Consider the following 18,680-nt stretch of genomic DNA (forward strand, 5'->3'; position numbering starts at 1 on the left):
AATTGAAAAAATACATGAAAACAATAACTAAATTTGCCTTTATCGCCATGATTGCGGCCTTAGGTTTTTATAATATCCAGATTGACAAAAGTGCCCATTTCGGAATAAATCTTTCGCTTGTAGAAAACTCTGCATCAGCAAATTTCGAGGACACTAGTGGTCCAAGAAAAGTTGCTGTAAAAAATGAAGAAACTGGATCTACTGTTACTTCTATGATTGTTGACGGAAAGGTGTGTAAGAATTCGAGTGATTTTGTTACTGTAAACTGTATAGGAACTGGTAGTGTTTCTTGTACGCCTAGTCATACTATTAGTAATCAAAAGATTGTGTGTAGTTAATTGAAATAAATATTCCTGACACAAATAATAATTTTTCAGATAATATTTTTCCAAAGAAAAAGAACAGGCAATGAATAATCATTGCCTGTTCAACTATTCATAAGGCCTACCGATGATATTCCTTTTTTCGGTGAAACATAGAAATATGGCCATAGTTGATTTTAAGTAAGAATATTAAACACGATAACACTAACAGACTATCCCAAAATAAATTACAATAGATGAAGAGAATAATTATTATTGTTGCATGCCTTTTCCTTATTTCCTGTAAAGGTGGCAACCATGAAGATATGGGGAAAGAAATCAAGGTTGATGTTGCACCAGAAAATGCGATAGGAAATTTCGATAAATATTTCGACTCTTCAAAAGTCATTTCTTTAGAGACCAGCGCTGCATCCCTAATCGGTAACATCAACCGGATATCAATTTTTGATAACCGTATTTACATTCTTGACCGGGCAACAAATAGTGTATTTATATTTAATTGGAATGGCAAATTTATAACCAAGATCCATGACATTGGTGTTGATAAAGGAAAATATATCGGAATCATGGATTTTGCAATTGATAAAGCTTCAAAACGTATACTTGTACACACTCATCGCCCATACAAGCTAATTTATTATAATATGGAAGGCAAATTTCTCTCAGAAACGCCACTTGAGGGGTATTATAAAAATATTGATATTCCTGCAAAAGGCAAATTGCTGACAATTAACCCTACAGGCAGTTATACCGCTAATGTGCTTGATCTGAATAGTGGGGATAAAAATGAATTTATTCATAAGGACGCCATTTCCGAAAAATTTAATTTTTTTTCGACTGTCTTTCCAAATGTACTTAATAGCCTGGGTACATATGTTACCGTTCCATATAGCCCCGTAATTTACAAATATTCGGATGACAAGATTATTCCTGCCTATAGGATCAATTTTGGAAAAAAAAATATGCCGGATTCATTACTCGATAAAAATCTTCCTGCTTCAGATATTTACAATGAAGCAATGAAAAATGAATACGGCTTTTTTATCAGTAATTTCAGGGAAACCAAAAACTTCCTGGTTTTCAGTTACGGAAAAAACAGCATTGTCGTGTATTCCAAAAAGGATGGTAAAGCCGAGTCCTTCAGCTTTATCGAAAATAAGCATGACCTGATCCATTTCGAAAACCTTTTCGGCCATGATGGAAATGATGATTATATCCTTTCAACCAGACAGGCAATTTTCTTCAAATCCCAAATGAATGTCTATAAATCCAGCCCTAAAGACTGGGCTAAAGTGCCTCCCTACATTAAGGCAATAGATTCAACACTCAATAATAATAGTAATCCGGTCTTAATTGTATATAAATTAAAATAGCACATGTATTGGGATAGTTTAAAAATGGACATTGTCCGGATATATGGACAATATTATTCTAATAATGTATATAAAAGGTGTAATTTAATGATCTATTCCAATTCATCTAATCTATGTTAACCAAAATTAAAAAAGCCGCACTCATTTTCGGGGTTTTATTTTCGTCGTCGACTTTGGCCCAGAAAGTTAAAATAGATAGCTCACAAGTAATTACTTTGAGGATTGATCCGGGTGATGCAAGGGGAACATCGATTTCAGACATTTTTGATGAAGTAGAATTTATTCCCTTAGAAAGTAAAAAAGAGAGCGTTTTTGGAAAAATCAAGCAACTGGAAATCGCAGAAAACAGATTTGTGATCTTTGATGAAGATACCAAGAACATTTTTATTTTTGATAGGAACGGAAAGTTCATTGCCAAAATAAATCAAGGTAAAATCAATACCATTGGCAAACAGGAGGACCAGATGTTTTATGGTTTCCAGATCAGGAAGGTAGGAAGCAAATCTCTTATAACTATACAGGCAGGTAAATCCTCCGTATTTTTCGATCTGGATGGAAGCCTGGTCAAAAAAGAACCTGCCAATAAAAAAGAGTGGGATATCGTTTATAGGTTTCCCGGAAGCGGAATAGTGGTCAGATCAAACGAGCTGATAAAATCGAATATGGACAGTTCTTACTATGAACTCGTGCTGTATAACAGCGAGAACAGGTTTTTGACTGCTTTTTTCCCATTTGCATTGAATAAAATCATAAATGATGACCTGATAAACAGTGGAAAGGTTTTCTTTGATTATGGCAGTAGCAGCGAAGTATTCTATACCAGGTACTTTGAAAACAACATTTATAGGATAGGGGAGAAAAAAGCGGAACTAGCATACAGATTTATACTGCCTGAGAAGTATTCCCTACCGGACGGATTTATCGAAAACTCCAGCTATAAGGGTAAAAGGATGGAGTATCTTATGAAAAACCGCGATAAATTTTATGGGATTTTCAATACTTATACATGTGGGGATAATTTATTCTTTAATTTCAGCAGTTTTGGATTCGACCGGAAAGCCTTTATTTATAATTTAAAGGATAATCAGTTAATGTCCATTGGGGACCTTGAGCCCGACGCTCTTTCCTCTTTTCTGCCGGTAACTGATCTGGGTGTGTTGGATGAGTATAAGAATAGAGGTTTCCATCTCTATCAGGATGGTTTGCTGTACAATAGTTACTCTTCATTGGCCATGTTTGCCCTTAATGAGCAGAACGCAGAAAAAAAAATCAAATACAATCCTGTATTGACCGAGTATTTCAGGACACAAAATAAAAGTAGCAATCCTGTTATTGTTAGGCTCAAGCCAAAACCGAAACGATAATGCAGTTTTACCGTTCGTTTATCCTATCCGTGATACTGGCAGGTATTTCCGTAATCGTAGCTGCCCAACAAAAAAATATGGTAAATACAGGAGCTGCCAAAGGTATTGTGAGGGATACTACGTTTAGGTATGTCCTAAAATCTGCGACAGTATCTGTTTATAATGCCCTAAAACAGGACAGTTCACTAATTGGTTACCAGATAACCAACACATACGGTGAGTTCAACTTTAAAAATCTCCCTGTTGATAGACCATTAAAGCTGCTGATAAGCAATGTTGGTTACCAATCGGAATACAGAACCTTTACCATACCTGTCTCGGGGTCCATTGACCTGAAAACCATTATCTTGAATCAAAAAACTATTTCACTAAAGGAGGTGGTCGTTTCTGTACCGCCAATAAGCATGAACGGCGATACCCTGGAGTTTAATGCGGCGGCATTTAAGTTAGATAGTAATGCAGTGGTAGAAGATCTGCTTAGAAAGATACCCAACATTGTACTTTGGGGAGATGGTAAAATAACTGTTAATGGAAGGGAAGTCAGGAGTTTACTGGTCAACGGTAAAGAGTTTTTCGGCGGTGATTATAAGATTGCTACTCAGAACCTCGCGAAAAATGCTGTCGAAAAAATTCAGGTATATAAGAAAGCCGGCAATATTAATCCCCTGGATTCTGCTGTTGAAATGAATGTCAAGCTAAAAAAGGGCAGGGACTTTGGATATTTTGGCAAAATCGGAGCAGGGTATGGAAGCAATAAGCGATATGAATCCGACGCCAATCTTAATGCATTTAATTCAAAGGTGCAGATTTCCATAGTAGGTGCAGATAACAACATCAATAAAATAGCCTACGATGTGCGTAGCCTATTGGCCAATAGTACCTTCAAAGGTGCAGGTACCGGATTAGAATACCGTCCGGATTTCATGATTCCCGGCATAACCCGGCCCAGGGCACTTGGCGCAAACATGACATACAATTTTTTGGATAGGCCAATATATGGTGCCAATAATATTTTAAGCCTGAATTACTTTGCCCAAACAAGGGATAACGACAATTCATCTTCATCTGAGACTACAACAACCACGCAATTGAATGGAAAAATTCTTGAGGAACATCTCAATGCACGTAACTCATACAGTTCAAATAAGAATTTCGACTCAAAATATGAATGGGTGAGAACCATCCATGCTTTGACCATCAACCAGTCCTTTAAAGATAATAGCTATCAAAGCGTAAATGAGTCAGTTGTCGGGTCGTTCAATTCTGAAAACCAACGTGTTAGTTCGAGTATTGGAAGTGATTCGGCGAATGGCAAAAGCAGTAATTACAGTTTAGACATCAGGTATGTCCTAAGCGAAAATTTTACCAAATTCTTTCACCGGTTTAAAGGTTTGAGTGTGAATTTTTCCTTGAACTTGGATAATGACCGGTCAAACAGGGTTAATAAAACTGATTTTATATCGTTTTCCAGTCCAAATTCAAATAAAAGGTTTAACCGGAAATATCAGACCGGCTATAACAGTGTAAATCCGCAGTTGAATTTTGAATTTAACAACCTTAAAGAACTGCTATTCGGAAAAACAGATTTTCTGGGGCTGGATTTTTCTGTGGGTAACACGATCAGCATCAATAACAGAAAAAATACCAATGTCGTAGGGGATTCCAATGATTCTATCACCGACTATCAGAATAATGCCTATCTAAGTAACCAGACACAGGCTTATACCATAGAAGAAACCCCCAATTTTACCTTAAGCAGGTCAATATCCTCCGTATTGTCGAATAGGTTCTCCAAAAGTTTGGTTATCAGCGGCACATTGCAGCAGAAACTCATCTATCAGGATAACCGTTCCGATAAATCCTTCCAAAATATCAGGCGCAAATATAGCCAATTTGCCCCCAATGGAAATATCCGGTTTGCCCATGAGAAGTATGGCGATTTCAATGAGAGCTATTCATTGGGTTTTAATACCTCCATCCGCATCCCGAGCTTACAGGAATTAGCTCCTTTGATAGATAGTGCAAATATTTATAATATACAAAAAGGGAATCTTGGCCTAAGGGAATCGGTAACCAGGGCACTATCATTTGGTTTTTCCCATGAGGCCCAGCAAACAAAAAACACCTTGAATTACCAAATCGAACTTGCGGGCGGTATAACAGAAGGGGTATTCGCCGATAGTCTGCTGATTGCTGATGATAACAGGAGAGTGAGCTATCTGGTAAATGCGGGTACCGGCAAATATTTAAATTTTAGTGGAAGTATCCGAAAAGCCCTTAAGTTAAAGACATCAGAACTTCAGATCAGCCTGAACAACACTTTGAACATATCCAGAAATCCTGGCTATGTAAACGGGATTTATGCATATGCAAAGGGTCTGAATACGAATACAAGCATCAAATTTAATTTCACCTACAAGGATTGTTTTGCCCTTGAAGGAGTACAGTCCTATTCCACTTATAAATCCTCACAGGAAACATTTATGGCCTCATACAGCGGAACAAATGTTTCTACAACTTTAAGCTCGGGTTATAGCGTAACAAAAAAACTGATATTAAACAGTAACATAACATTTAACAATAGTACTGCCACAGGCAGTGATGCGATCAAATTTGCCATCTGGAACGCCGCACTAACCTACCGGTTGTTAAAGGGGAATAATCTGGAAACCAAATTTTCCGCACTTGACCTGCTACGGCAGAACAGGAGTGTAATCAACTACGGTGCTTTGAACAGTTTTACGATCGGGAGCCAAAATGTCCTGCAACATTATTTTATGGCAACGGTATCTTATTATCCAAGGCAGTTTGGGAAGAAAAACCGTAAAAAATAAGATGGTTCGCGGAATTTGATCTTTTGGTGATTTTAAGTAAAGAACTAAACAATATTTAATATGAAACTAAATCAGCAACTACTTTTTTTAAAGAAAAATTTTTTTGTAACCTTTTGCTTTATAGCACTTTTATCCCTGTGTATATATCAGACCTGGTTAAGAAATAAAGAAAATATTATGATCAATGAGCTTAGCCGCAGTATTGATACCAACTCGGATAAGAAACATATTTTTGACCGTGTACAATTTTCACCCGATATAGTCGATAGCCTGAATAAGCTAAAGAAAGAAAAATTGCTTGTGTTCAGGTTTTTGCGGAATGACTGTCATGAATGTATCGATTCGATATTTAGTAATTTAAGCTATATCGCCAAAGGAGTAGGGAAAGAGAACCTTGTAGTACTGGTCGATGAACCGAATATGACAGAATATTTAAAATATAAAAGGCTATATCAGGAAAAAATCTCGAATTTTTTCTATTGTCCGTCCCAGGTTTCTGCCATCGATAAAGAGGGGATTTCATATTACTCTGTATTTTCGGGGAGGGATAATTCATCAGGGTTTATATTTTTAACAAGGCCATTGGAATATCCGGCCCAGACCAGGAATTATCTGAAAGGGATAGTTGATGTTTTTTAATGTACCCATAACAGAAAATGTGCGCTCTAGGTTGGTCAAATTCTGCATCTGCATTGGTATAAGCATTCTTTTATCACTTACTGCCTCTATAACGGTTCCCGATCTTTATCAGGTTAGGGCCGGACAGATAGCATTTTTTTCTTATGGCGTGATTATAGTAGTGGGATTTTGCCTGTTCAGCCCATTGCCAAGAGAGAAAGCTGTTCTTTCCTTTACCCTGACGGATGTTATCCTGGTTATCCTGATATTGTTGATAGGCCTGGGAAGATATTCTGCCCACACGGTTTCGGGATTTTCCCCTAGGCTGATCGAGTTAATAGGATTGTCGCTACTTTATTTATTTTTAAGGTTTAATCCCAAGCTGTATATTTATTTCTTATACGCATGCGTTGTTGGCTGCCTCATCCAGGCTTTCTATGGACTTTTGCAACTGTACGGGTTTTATCCCAGTTTAAGTGGGAATTTCCCGATAACAGGAACGTTTTTTAATCCGGGGCCACTGTCTGGGTATGTATTATATGGGTTTTGTGTTACCATTGGACTATATTTATCCAGGGATGATTTAGCATTCAGGCCCGGTTTGAGATCTTTTGGGCTTTCCAGGGGAATAGTCGATAGAATATTTCCAGGCTTTCTTATCTGTTGCATGGTATGCTTTTTTTTAGTGCTTTCCGCTTGCAAATCAAGGGCCTCCTGGTTGGGGCTTGTGATATTCTGCTCACTGTTTTTCCACCGTTTGCCATATTTTCATCTCTCGGGAAAATTCTCCATAAGGAAGATCTATATTTTTATATTACTGGGACTTGTAATGCTGTCGGTTACTTTTTTACTGTATTATATAAACCGTGATTCAAGTGATGGAAGATTGCTGGTATGGGAGATAACTGGCAGAATGGTGTCCGATAATCCCATTTTCGGTAGCGGATTTGATAACTTCAGTTCTAAGTATATGGCTTATCAGTCTGAATATTTCCGTGGGCACCCATCCAGCCCATACAGAGATATTGCCGGAGAAATCAAGTACCCATTTAATATCCTTATGGTCTACTTATCTGAAAATGGGATTATTGGGGCTGTTGCAATTCTGGTAATCATGGTCCGCATCATGTTTATAAGGAAAAAGAATGCATTGGTAATAATAACAAAAGCAGTGCTATCGGCGCAGATCGTTTTTGCGTTATTTTCCTATTCAGAGCAGATCCTTCCCATTAAATTAAATGTAGTATGCTCCCTGGCTTTTTTAGCTTCTTCAGACACTAAAATTTTTTCTTTTGGAATAGGAAAAGCCAGATTCAATCTTCTTAAATATTCTTTTATTCCTATATACCTGGTCTTTTCTGTGCTATTTGCACTATACTTAAATAAGATGGTACGCAGTTATCGGAATTGGGGAACGGGATCCCAGATATCTGATAGCGGGCAATTCGTGGACGCCGTTCCATTTTTTGTTTCGGCCCACCCTTTCCTGAAAACAGATGGACTTTTCCTTATGCAGTATGGTAATTTGTTGTTAAAGGCAAATGAACCGTTACCGGCCCTGAAATTGCTTGATTCTGCACAATACTATTTTGATAATTATCCGCTACAGATAGCCCGTGGAAACTGTTTCAGAAAGTTGAAACGTCCTGACCTCGCCCTGGCATCATATATGAAGGCCTCCGATATGATCCCTTCAAGACTTTATCCCAGATATCTCCAGGTAATTTCCCTCCTGGAACTGAATAATAAGGAAAGTGCTGTAAAATCTGCCAATAACATTTTGAAGATGGCCGTCAAAATCAATTCCCCGGCAACCAGGGAAATAAAAACAAAGATGGCACAGGTTGTAGCCGGCCGGAATTTTGACACAACCAAAATTTTATCGATCATAAATAAATAATACAGCGGGCTGGAATTTACAGTACATACTTCTGGAAATCAAATATCATAATTATAGTTTCTTCTATCCGATGGGTATAAAACTTTTTTCGCAAAAAAAACACAGGTTAATTATTCTTCTGCTATTTGCAATAGCCTCATTGGGCCTGGCAATTCTAAACCTATTCTGGATGGCCTGCCTGTTGTTGTTGTTGATACTGACAGTATATACGGTTGTTTCATTTAAACTGGGCGACTGGACAGGATTTATAGTTACTGCAGTTTTGGGATTGATTTATGTAATCATCTTTCGGCTGTTTATCCTTGATTTTTATAAAGTTCCCAGCGAATCGATGGAAAACGCCATCTTTCCGGATGATAAACTGGTCGTAAACAAATTGGTGTATGGCCCAAAATTTCCCAGGGGCATAGCCGATATCCCCTGGCTGAACAATCTTTCCATAAAGTCGCGCGATTGGCCTTATCTAAGGCTTTCAGGTACAGCACGCGTTAAGCGTGGGGACATCATCGTTTTTAAAAAAACAAAGGACACAAGCTCATTTTTTGTTAAAAGATGCATCGGGCTGCCAGGGGATAAAATTATCCTTGCCGGTGATAGCATCAGCGTTGACGGAAAAGAACTGCACCAAAATCCAACAGTGAAGAACAGATATAGATTTACTATCGGGCAGAGGGAAGAGTTCATAAAATATGCCCTAAAAAATGATATCTTTTATGAGGTGAATGAAGATTCCAGTATAAGTGCCTACCTGACCCGGGATCAAAAACAAAAGTTTCATAGTATGGCCGCAGGCGGTAAAATCGCATATGTTCCTATCGGCTGGCGTTTTTTCTGTGATATGCCTAAACAGTTAAGGGAAGAATCGCTTTCCAAATGGACCGGTGACAGTTTTGGACCTCTTACTGTACCAGCGAAAAATCTATATATCAAACTGACCGGCAGCAACATTTACCTCTACTATCAGGCGATCTTATCCGAAACAAAAGATGTCAAACTAATTGGAAGGAAACTATACCTGCATGGCCAAAAATTGGAAGATTACAGGTTCAACCGTGATTATTATTTTTTTATGGGGGATAACAGGCACCGCTCCTATGATTCGAGATACTGGGGGTTCATCTCCGAAGAACAGATAGAGGGGAAAGTCGTATTTTCCTTTAGATTCTGATTCAGTTGGCACGTTAAAAAGATATGGGGTTGCTACTAAACGGGGATTTCCGGGGAATTTTTCAATTTCGATTGTCCCAGTGGTAAGCCTTGTCCACCGGGATATTTTATTACAGGTAAAGATTGAAATGTGGATAGATAGGGGGAGATGCAGTTAAAGGTTATTGTCCTGCCATATCAACTGCCCTTTGGCAGAACAAGACTTTACAATGGCCCGATAGATCAGAAACCGTTCCTATATTTAATAGGTTTAGTTTACCCCATTGCTCAATTTGTTCCTCTGCCAAATAACGTGATCTCATTGGCATTAACATAATCAAGCCCTCCCCAGGTTTGCGTACATTGGAAACGCATATACCTGGCACCATTCAGTTCTGTTTTAAGCTTAAAACTAAAGCCGCCGGCACCGGCCGCGCGGTCATCATTATTGGCCTGGGTGGGAGGAAGCCCTGATTGGGGCATGGGAAGCACAAAATTCCCCAGATTTATCCAATCTCCAAGTACAGTACCCTCGGGGGTAGTTGATATTGGCCAATCCCGAAAATCCTTGGGTTCTTTTTTTGTGGACGCCCATACGGTAAATTTCTTTGGATTCTGGTCCTGGTAAATGCCTGGAAGCCTGTTGTATAATACCAAACGGCTGATCATGGAAGGAGTGCCAAGCCCTACCGTGCCCATCATAAGCCCCCCCATGTGCATGCTCTCGGTATGCCAGCCCGGTTCGCCCAGATTTCCATCGAATAGGTATCTGAAATACCAGTCGAACCCGATCCGTCCATCATTTTGCAGTGGATAGTTATAGAACCTGGTATTGTCCAGTTTATCCTCCCTTAACGGCTTCATCACTTTGTATACCGTATCTGAGGCATTACCGAATTTATCAGAGATGTATACGGCTATTCTCTGCGTTTGCCGGCCCATATTTCCATAATAAAGATCCAATTTGCCTATGGCAAGTATGGAAACATCTTTTTCGACATACCGCTCCAAGGTGTCGTTATATGATAATAAATGAAGCGATAATAACGAATTGGCTTTATTCTCACCGGATACACTGATCCCCCCATATGCTGGCCTCAATCTCAGCGCTGAACATACAGATTGATGATAGGGCATAAGTGGATGTACCTTCACCTTTACCGGATCTGATATATTACCCTCCCGACCGACTGCCTGAAGGATTACGGTATATTCAGCGGAACTGCTGAAACCGTCAACGGTCAGAGTGCCCTTCAGGTCTGACCTAACCTGGCGTATTTTTTCTTTGTTTATAGGATAACTGGCCATTATGTAGGAGAAATCAGATTGTCTGGCTACTTTGAAGGTTATTTTGGCCGATCCGAAGGTATTGATTACACTAACTTCCCTTATCGGATTAGCTTTGTGGCCATCCATGTATTTACAGGAAAAAGTTGAAAACAATAGGGCATGGGCAGTTAAACCAAGCCATGTTTTTATCATAACTGAGTGCGCTTTTTTCATATTTTTTCTTATTCATTCAGTTGAGAAAATGCTACCACCATTTTTGTTGGCCATTTTCAATAGTGAAAATTCTTTCTTCGGTTCCTCCGTTTAGGCCCTTTAACCAGAACAATGCATTTTTTGGTACCTTATTGTAATCCAGATGATAACTGTCTGCCGTTTTGCTGCCAAGTGAAATCCATTTTTTGTCCCAGTAATAAAGCTCGTAGTCTACCCCGGGCAAAATGCAGTTGGTATCATTCCTGGGACAAAATTTAATGGAGTATACCCGTTTTTCTTCCATTGTGCCCAGATCAATACCGATCCATCCATCTTTACCCTGCTCATTCTGGTAATAACTATCCAGATCATCATCGAATGCTTTTTCGATCTCATGGCCGGACACCCCTTTTTTCCCAATGATCTTTCCCTTTAACAGCTCTTTTCCGGTACCACCGTAAAACTGTACTTCAGCAATGTTGTCAGCCTCCCAGCTTCCCCCCGGCGGCGCAACATACCTTAGAAACCTAAATTTTTTCACATTTGGTATCTGTACCTCGTTCATATAAAATGGATAATTTTTTATGGTAAACAATGTATCGGCCTTGGTAAAGTCCATTGAATTCGAACCCTCGAACCGCCCTTCCTTCAAAGTTTCGGTATGATATGCAGTATAAGAATGCAGGGGATATTTTCTCAAAAGCCTTATTTTAGCCCTACTGCTGTTTGTTGCCGTAAAACTGGTAATAACATTTGATGTATCAGAGTAGAAAGGGGGGGCAATCGGAATGACCGTTCCTTTATCGAATACTGCGGGCAAATAAACCACATTGCATCCCAGATTGTCAAAAATTACATTTTCGCCGTTCATCTTTTTTACGGCAATTGGCTTCCATCCGTTGATGTCAAATACACACAGGTAAGCAGCTTTATATTTTAGGAACTCATCTTTCACTTTAAGGGAAAAGAAAGATGTTTTTACAAATTTGTCCGTTACATCCCTAAGATTTGTTTTTCGGAAATCCGGCGCCAGATAGTCCTTGGGTACTGTTTTGTTCAATTCCTCCAATTCCCTATCGGCACTGAAAGTAAATCTGTAAACTTTTGGAATGGTCTTGACATGCTGTACATACATTCCGAAAGGGGTATCCTTATTGGTAAAACGATGTCTTTCGGTTATATAGTCAGAGGAAAAATCAACTACACTCCAGGTGCTTCTCTGGATATTTTCATTTGTGATCAATTGTGGCCTGAAACTTTGGTCAATTGCATTTACCATGAAATGGCTGTTATTTGTACTGCCCCAGTGGAGGATGAAATCCACTGCCACGGGTAAACCGAGCGATCTCATTACAGTAGCTGAATAAAATGACGTGGTTTCACAGCCACCTATTTTTCCGGCCAGAACATCACTGATGCTTTGGGCAAAAGGATAATATCTGTTGAAAAAAACAGTAAAATTGGTTTCCGTGTTAAGATTCCAGTTTAGATTGTCAAATACAGGTTTTATATTTTTGTTTTCAGGTATCCTGTTGAGCATCGGAAGGTACTCGGTGTAGAGCTGGGGGCGCCAATATTGCAGCTGTTCCTCCCTTATACGGTATGGAAGTATATATTCACAGAAGTCATTGAAGCTGACTTTTTTTGCCCAGGGGGCATTCTTCCAGGCACTGAACGCAAAATCGATATTATTGATCAGATAGCCTGAGGAAACCAACCGGTTATCCGGAACGGTCTTCATCGAATCGGGATCCGGAAGCCCAATTCTTTTGGTTACTGAATCACCGATATGGATCTTATCATCGTTTGTTACTTTATCTTTCATATAGGAAAGCGTATCTATGATCGAAAACATATCTGAATAGATACCTATAGAACTCTTCTGATAACCGCTGTGCCCGGACATATTTAGGATCAGAAATTCTGCAGCCTTAAGTTTTAAACTGTCACCCGGGGCGGAATAATGGTCGAGTACCTTTATAAGTTCATTTTTGTTATCTCCGGCGGATTCAAGAGCGTTATCCATAGCGCTACCGTAATTGCGCCCACAGGAGATAAATATGCTTAACGCAAAAAAGAGCAAAAGGTTAAGTTGTGGTCTCATGTCTGAATGGATATGATTATAAAAGATAAATTTGTGCACCATAAAAACCATAAATGGGGTTAGGCCCATAAAAACCTTCGAATGAACTGCCCTTATCCGATCTGTAATGCAACTGATATTTGCCTTTTTTGAGATGTATACTGTTGTCAACAAAAAAAGAAGGCATGCCCTTGGAAGCAGGGGCCGACATTTTCCAGATAATTTCCCCAGTCCGGGGATCTGTTATCCAACATTTATCCTTTGTTGTAATACCGGCAGGGTTTTTACAGTTATCGGTTACCTGTACAAAAAAATAAATATATTCATTATCATATAGGGTTTTGAATCTGGCTGAACTATCGAAGGCCGACGCTTTTCCTATATAAGGAGTGTTTACGGTTGAAAAGTCTGCCATCTCCCAGATTTTATCCATCACCCCGTCTATCAATGGTGCTGCATTGGATCTTATACAATAATTTTTTCTTGGATCACCGGCTTTTCCTTTCTCTGAAAACATAATCTGCCCGTACTTAGAGGCATCATTCCAATATTCATCAGATTTGACCACCCATGAAACCATACTTTTACGGTAATTTTCATCAAGGTCACTGTCACCTATGAAAATGTTTGCGCCAAGGCTTTTCTTTCTTAAGGACCTACCATATACTGACTTCCAGGGAATCCTTGCCTCTAAAGTATAACAGGTATCATTTGGGTCACTGAAGGCAAACTTTATCCCCGGATCCAACAGGGAACTGTCTGGGAACTGCCTATCTTTTATGCCACTTACCGTTTTAAGTCCATAGTTGTACTGGAAAAGCCGGAGATCTTCATAGCTGATCTCATCAGGAGGAACGTTTTTGTTAAGATAGATCTGTATATGGTCATAATTTTCGGGGCTGGTAATATAATCATCCTTGGTAATCACCTGTCCCGCCCCAAAAAACCGGACAACCGTATCTGCGGTGATATTAAAAGGGATAACAGCATCCAGGTTATCAGGCACGTAGTTGATTTCTGCCAGGGGTGATTTATTTACATATGCCGTTAACGGAGAATTATCCAAGGACCTTTTATAGATACCATACAGCTTATCCGCTTTACGGATACTGCCATATTTTTGCTCGAACCTCGCATAGGCGAGCAGTTCCCTTGTGAGAAAAATATAGCCTTCCAGGTTTTTCACCCTGGTAAATGCCGATGTTAATCCTCCCTCCCCCTGGTCATAGTCGATATCACCCACTTTCCCGGGGAGGAATAGGTATTTAAGTATTACGAGTGCCATGGGGGACTGTAGCAGGTCTTTTTTATGGAGAAAATCCGTTTCCAGCACATCTATTTTATCATAAGCAATGGAAATGAATAAATCCCTGTCCGGTGATTTGAATATAAGGACACTCTTTCCCGAGACCGTAAAGGATTTCCACAAAAGTGTTTCCCGGTGGAACTTGAATACATTCCAGCCGAAAAAACCAACAATATTTCGTGTATACCAGGTAGGCGACAGATTTTGGATTGCAGTATCCCTGTAACTGTATTCTGTGAAAGCGTCGTCGAAATAATTTGATACTAAAAAAGCATTTTCAAAGAGTGACCTGAGATCCTGTTTTTTTTCCAACTTCAATGTTGCCCGAGTGAACTTATCCAGCAGATCGCCGTTTTTCGTACCTACCGATGCGATCGTGCTGCGGATTGTGCTGTTCATCAATGGTATGCTATCAAAAAAAGGGGAAATGCGGTCCGCTTTGATAAAAACCAGATCACTGACCGTCAGTGAATCTGGTTTTAGGGAAGGAACAATTTTTTCCAGTCCTGTTCCAGCGTTTATCTGATTATCTTTCATCATCCTGTTAAGTAAGACCGGACCTGAAAAATTAGTGATAATGTCGTTATATGCATTTGGATCCAACTTCAGTCCATCATCCGCAAAGCGGGAATACAAGATGCGGTCATGGTTGCAGATAAGATAGGAAAGACCGGTAATATGTAAATCGCCGGCTGTTTTCATAATCGCCGGAGCGAGCCTGCCGATGCCATCCTTGTCTTTTTTGCAGGATAGCAGCATTAAAACACTTAAAAGTGCGATGAGGACATGTTGCTTTTTTTGATGGGGCATTTTAAATGGATTGATGATAAATAAAGTGGTATATCTCCAACGTCTGCATTGTTGAAAAGGCAGGTGAAATCTGTTTAAGGTCTGGTTACCGGGAAAATTTTAGCAATTTTAATATGTCAGATCAATTGATAATCTGTCCTGTTTTCTCCATCAATTATGGCTGAAAGACTGTTTTTTGCTTAAGGGTTCCAAAGGATCCGGGCGGAAGCCGAAACAGCATTATTTCCGCTCTGACAGCCAGCTAATATTATCGAATAAGATTTTTATACTATAGCACGGCCATACCATCAGAGATCATGTTTACAAGATTTGCAAGCGAAGTAGTGTAGGGGATACATTCACCACCATTGAGTTCCACATGCTTGTTTTTTTTATCAACGAGTTTGATCGATTCTCTATTGATCAGATAGGATCTGTTTACCCTGATAAATGAGGTACCCTCGAGGGCTTCGGATATTTTTTTAATAGATCTGCACATTACCAACTCTTCACCTGTATTCAGAAATATGCTGGTATAGCAGTTGTCGGATTTGCAAAAAGTGATATCAGAGTGTGCAATAACACGGAGTGAGTCGTGAGAGTTAACAATTAATTTTTTCATAGCTTCATTTAGATTTTCCGTTTACCTGCTAGTATCAGCGCTATAATTAAGGGAAGTAGATAACTTTGATATCTGGTCAGGTCGCCCCGTAAAATGTACATGGGGGGTACGCTAAAATAGACTGAATAAGTAGCTTTAAAAATAGATATTTCGGGCAAAAAGATGGATTATACAATCATTTTTTTAAATACAATTTTGTAGTTGATATACGGCGTTCCAATAATTTATTTTCCGGATATGAAATAAGATTTTCAAAGTGGAAATGCCTGTGCCATCACCGATGAGGGCACAGAATGGGCATTTCGGCAAAAAGGCTGCCCGTTCCGCGTTTAAGCTGTCACCCCATTCCGCTTTAAAGTGGTTCTTCTTCATTTTTGGTCTGCGATCCGTTTACACCGAAACTGCTGAGACAGCAGGAAAGTGTAGAACGCTTGATGCGTTTAACGGTAGTTCTGTATTGGTGTGATTCCAATCTCCCGGGTATCAGGATGAAGCATAACCCACATAGATATGGCTTGACGATCACATCTATGCAAGCTTGGGTAAAAAGGTGGTAACCGGAAGTCCGATCTGGAACCTCATCGAGCAAAGTTGAATAAGATTTAGAGAGAAACCTGTGTTCGACTCATTGTAATGAGGAAATAGCGAAAGGGACTGATTATGCTAACAACGCTTTTAGCCTAAACTTCCTCTATTTCGGAACTGTTTTTTAATATTCGCGCTGCAAACCTATATGGTCTGCACTTTTTATCTAAACTAAGGCTTCAGGATTGTGGCGCTTTCTTTATAACTGACACCATTCATAGTAGACTAATGTCTCATCTTCGGATAGTTCTATTATACTGCATTATTGAGCTTTTGGGGGAGTTTTACGCATAAAAAATCGTATTTTTATAGGAAATATGGAGTTCATTTATTTATACATTTTATTCCGCTAGAGGTTGCTGTTCCCTTGTCTGTTTTGATTTCAATTTTGGTTGCCTTTGTTGTGGTTGTACAGGATCATAGCCAGATACATTTTAACAGCGCCAAATGGTTGATCATTTTTGCCATTTTAGGTATACCGTTTGGCTTGCTGATTTTAATTTATGGCAATGAGTTCTGGGTGAAAATCGGTTTAGGGCTACTGATTGTTTTATATGCGTTATATGCCGTTTTTGGCAAGAACGCGCTTTCCCTTAAAACAGATAGTAAGCCATGGCTTTTTATATGCGGTTTTTTATCGGGGGTATTGGGTGGGGCATATGGGGTAAATGGACCACCTCTTGTTGTTTACGGAAATATGAGGAACTGGAGTGCCAAACATTTCAGGGCAACGCTCCAGGCTTATTTCCTACCGGTAAGTTTTATAGGTGCCATCGGGTATTCTGCGAAAGGGCTGATTACCTTGGAGGTGCTGAAATATTTTTTGACCTCCTTGCCTGCTGTTTTTCCAGCAATATTTTTAGGGCGCTATCTTAATCATCAAATTAGCGGAGGTACTTTTTTTAAGTATGTCTATTTCGGGCTTATTGCGATTGGTGTCTTTTTGATTGTGAATACTTTGCTAACGGGGTATGCTGCATAGAAATGGTTTCTAGTTTATGACCTTTTGTGATTTTGATCAAATCCTTTTCTTGTGTGGGCAACTTGCCGGCTACCCGCTATTTAGGCTTCCCGGCATTATTCACTGGCAGGTATCCGCTTTTATCCCTGTTGCTAGGGAAAAATGTTTTGATAATGAGTTAGATCGAAAGGGGGGCGAATTTTTCGATATTAAATCTAATTTCTCAGATTCTATAACTTTTAGTGGAGTGCTCATTTTGCGACTGATCCGCAGAAAGACACCAGTTTTCTTAATACTTGTGCCGAATGAATTTAGCACAGAAATCCCAATAACAACTGTACCAGGATTTTGTATCTCCAGGAGCTTCAGAAGGGTCGGATGAGATATGCCAGCCTTCAGAAACTTCTTTTATAAAGCCATTATTCAACAGAATCTCCCGTTGGGAACGGCTCGGGATTTCCTTTGTATGGATTCCTTCCGAGCCATCTTTCTGAAGTTTTTTTAGTGTTTATAATGCTTCTGCAAATTTTTCCTTTGGTGTCGCCATTGCCTTTTAATTTGTTCTGATGATATTCTAGCCAGTCTATTAAGACCTAATGCATTAACATCTCCTGCTTTAGAGTTCTTGCTTCGTTTCTAATAAATGCAATAACATCAATTAGATTTTTTTATTGTTGTGTAGTTTGTGGTTGTGCTATTTCTATTGTTTTTAGTTGTGCTATTTATATTGTTTATTGTTGTGTTGTTTCTATTGTTTGTTGCAAATGTATGGTTATTCTCTGTTTATTTTCCAATACCTTTTTATTGAATTTAGCCGATTATTCTTCTTGTATTGGCAATTGCTGAAATTATAAAGAAGAAGAAACCAGGTTATAAACCTAGTGGTAAAATTTTCATTCAACCTATTATGAAAAACCCAGTTTATATCAGTTTGTCCCGTCCTAAATTTAATTGTTAAAGTACTGGGTTCTGTTCACATGATTTTCCACGAATAGAACTATATAAAGTTTCTTATTTAGAATTGATATAAATAATATTACTATATTTGTCTAATCTATGATTAATATTAATTAACCGGAAAATGATTGTAAAGGCAAGAATAGAGCATCAGAAAGATTTTCTGTTCATGGAAGAGATTCCAGATAAGTATGTTCCCGATCACCGATTATCCGAAAAATCAATTACCATAAAAGATGCCCCTGTGGGGATCAAAAATTATCAGCTCTCAACAAATGGTCTGTTTTTGGTGCATTCGGAAATGAAATTCGATGGTCCGGCCCGCATCCTCACCGAA

12 protein-coding genes and 1 pseudogene are annotated in these 18,680 nt (G+C 39.1%); 9 read left to right on the forward strand and 4 right to left on the reverse strand.

Features of this window, described 5'->3' with window-relative positions; all coding sequences use genetic code 11:
- The first annotated feature begins 14 nt into the window (after window positions 1-14).
- From R2R28_RS02660 to lepB, 7 genes are all read left to right on the forward strand, one after another.
- Window positions 15-338, forward strand: a complete 324-nt coding sequence (locus tag R2R28_RS02660; protein WP_316824162.1) for a hypothetical protein — start codon at window positions 15-17, stop codon at window positions 336-338.
- 221 nt (window positions 339-559) lie between these two features.
- A complete protein-coding gene (locus tag R2R28_RS02665; RefSeq protein ID WP_316824163.1) occupies window positions 560-1,696 on the forward strand; it encodes a 6-bladed beta-propeller in 1,137 nt (378 codons plus the stop codon).
- A 113-nt stretch (window positions 1,697-1,809) separates the two neighbouring features.
- On the forward strand, window positions 1,810-3,060 hold the full coding sequence (locus tag R2R28_RS02670; RefSeq protein ID WP_316824164.1) for a 6-bladed beta-propeller: 1,251 nt from the start codon (window positions 1,810-1,812) through the stop codon (window positions 3,058-3,060).
- Window positions 3,060-5,894, forward strand: a complete 2,835-nt coding sequence (locus R2R28_RS02675; protein ID WP_316824165.1) for an outer membrane beta-barrel protein — start codon at window positions 3,060-3,062, stop codon at window positions 5,892-5,894. Before R2R28_RS02670 ends, R2R28_RS02675 begins: the two co-directional genes overlap by 1 nt.
- A gap of 60 nt (window positions 5,895-5,954) precedes the next feature.
- Window positions 5,955-6,533, forward strand: a complete 579-nt coding sequence (locus R2R28_RS02680) for a hypothetical protein (RefSeq protein ID WP_316824166.1) — start codon at window positions 5,955-5,957, stop codon at window positions 6,531-6,533.
- Window positions 6,523-8,412, forward strand: a complete 1,890-nt coding sequence (locus R2R28_RS02685; RefSeq protein WP_316824167.1) for an O-antigen ligase family protein — start codon at window positions 6,523-6,525, stop codon at window positions 8,410-8,412. The genes R2R28_RS02680 and R2R28_RS02685 overlap by 11 nt, the downstream gene beginning before the upstream one ends.
- 169 nt (window positions 8,413-8,581) lie before the next feature.
- A complete protein-coding gene (lepB, locus tag R2R28_RS02690; protein WP_316824179.1) occupies window positions 8,582-9,580 on the forward strand; it encodes a signal peptidase I in 999 nt (332 codons plus the stop codon).
- Between the two features lie 266 nt (window positions 9,581-9,846).
- On the opposite strand, the gene R2R28_RS02695 is transcribed toward lepB, so the two are convergent.
- The 4 genes from R2R28_RS02695 to R2R28_RS02710 form a co-directional block, all read right to left on the reverse strand.
- Window positions 9,847-11,061 (reverse strand): DUF5000 domain-containing lipoprotein, encoded by a 1,215-nt coding sequence (locus R2R28_RS02695; RefSeq protein ID WP_316824168.1) that lies wholly within the window; start codon window positions 11,059-11,061, stop codon window positions 9,847-9,849.
- 31 nt (window positions 11,062-11,092) lie between these two features.
- On the reverse strand, window positions 11,093-13,144 hold the full coding sequence (locus R2R28_RS02700; protein WP_316824169.1) for a hypothetical protein: 2,052 nt from the start codon (window positions 13,142-13,144) through the stop codon (window positions 11,093-11,095).
- A 16-nt stretch (window positions 13,145-13,160) separates the two neighbouring features.
- Window positions 13,161-15,239 (reverse strand): sugar-binding protein, encoded by a 2,079-nt coding sequence (locus R2R28_RS02705; protein ID WP_316824170.1) that lies wholly within the window; start codon window positions 15,237-15,239, stop codon window positions 13,161-13,163.
- Window positions 15,240-15,507: 268 nt separating this feature from the next.
- Window positions 15,508-15,840: a LytTR family DNA-binding domain-containing protein gene (locus tag R2R28_RS02710; protein WP_316824171.1), complete on the reverse strand. Its 333-nt coding sequence runs from the start codon at window positions 15,838-15,840 to the stop codon at window positions 15,508-15,510.
- An 850-nt stretch (window positions 15,841-16,690) separates the two neighbouring features.
- Here R2R28_RS02710 and R2R28_RS02715 point away from each other — a divergent pair.
- Together R2R28_RS02715 and R2R28_RS02720 are read left to right on the forward strand one after the other, a co-directional pair.
- A complete protein-coding gene (locus R2R28_RS02715) occupies window positions 16,691-17,407 on the forward strand; it encodes a sulfite exporter TauE/SafE family protein (protein WP_316824172.1) in 717 nt (238 codons plus the stop codon).
- 1,060 nt (window positions 17,408-18,467) lie between these two features.
- Window positions 18,468-18,680: pseudogene (locus tag R2R28_RS02720) on the forward strand (AraC family transcriptional regulator); the annotation flags it as partial.

It is taken from the genome of Pedobacter miscanthi (genome assembly GCF_032678605.1).
Classification (GTDB): Bacteria; Bacteroidota; Bacteroidia; order Sphingobacteriales; family Sphingobacteriaceae; genus Pedobacter; species Pedobacter miscanthi_A.

Bases quoted from the DNA above. Each gene is read 5' to 3' on its own strand.
- R2R28_RS02660 (WP_316824162.1), top strand. From the start codon at position 15: ATGAAAACAATAACTAAATTTGCCTTTATCGCCATGATTGCGGCCTTA.
- lepB (WP_316824179.1), top strand. From the start codon at position 8,582: ATGGCCTGCCTGTTGTTGTTGTTGATACTGACAGTATATACGGTTGTT.
- R2R28_RS02685 (WP_316824167.1), top strand. From the start codon at position 6,523: ATGTTTTTTAATGTACCCATAACAGAAAATGTGCGCTCTAGGTTGGTC.
- R2R28_RS02665 (WP_316824163.1), top strand. From the start codon at position 560: ATGAAGAGAATAATTATTATTGTTGCATGCCTTTTCCTTATTTCCTGT.
- R2R28_RS02670 (WP_316824164.1), top strand. From the start codon at position 1,810: ATGTTAACCAAAATTAAAAAAGCCGCACTCATTTTCGGGGTTTTATTT.
- R2R28_RS02680 (WP_316824166.1), top strand. From the start codon at position 5,955: ATGAAACTAAATCAGCAACTACTTTTTTTAAAGAAAAATTTTTTTGTA.
- R2R28_RS02675 (WP_316824165.1), top strand. From the start codon at position 3,060: ATGCAGTTTTACCGTTCGTTTATCCTATCCGTGATACTGGCAGGTATT.
- R2R28_RS02700 (WP_316824169.1), bottom strand. From the start codon at position 13,144: ATGAGACCACAACTTAACCTTTTGCTCTTTTTTGCGTTAAGCATATTT.
- R2R28_RS02705 (WP_316824170.1), bottom strand. From the start codon at position 15,239: ATGCCCCATCAAAAAAAGCAACATGTCCTCATCGCACTTTTAAGTGTT.
- R2R28_RS02695 (WP_316824168.1), bottom strand. From the start codon at position 11,061: ATGAAAAAAGCGCACTCAGTTATGATAAAAACATGGCTTGGTTTAACT.
- R2R28_RS02710 (WP_316824171.1), bottom strand. From the start codon at position 15,840: ATGAAAAAATTAATTGTTAACTCTCACGACTCACTCCGTGTTATTGCA.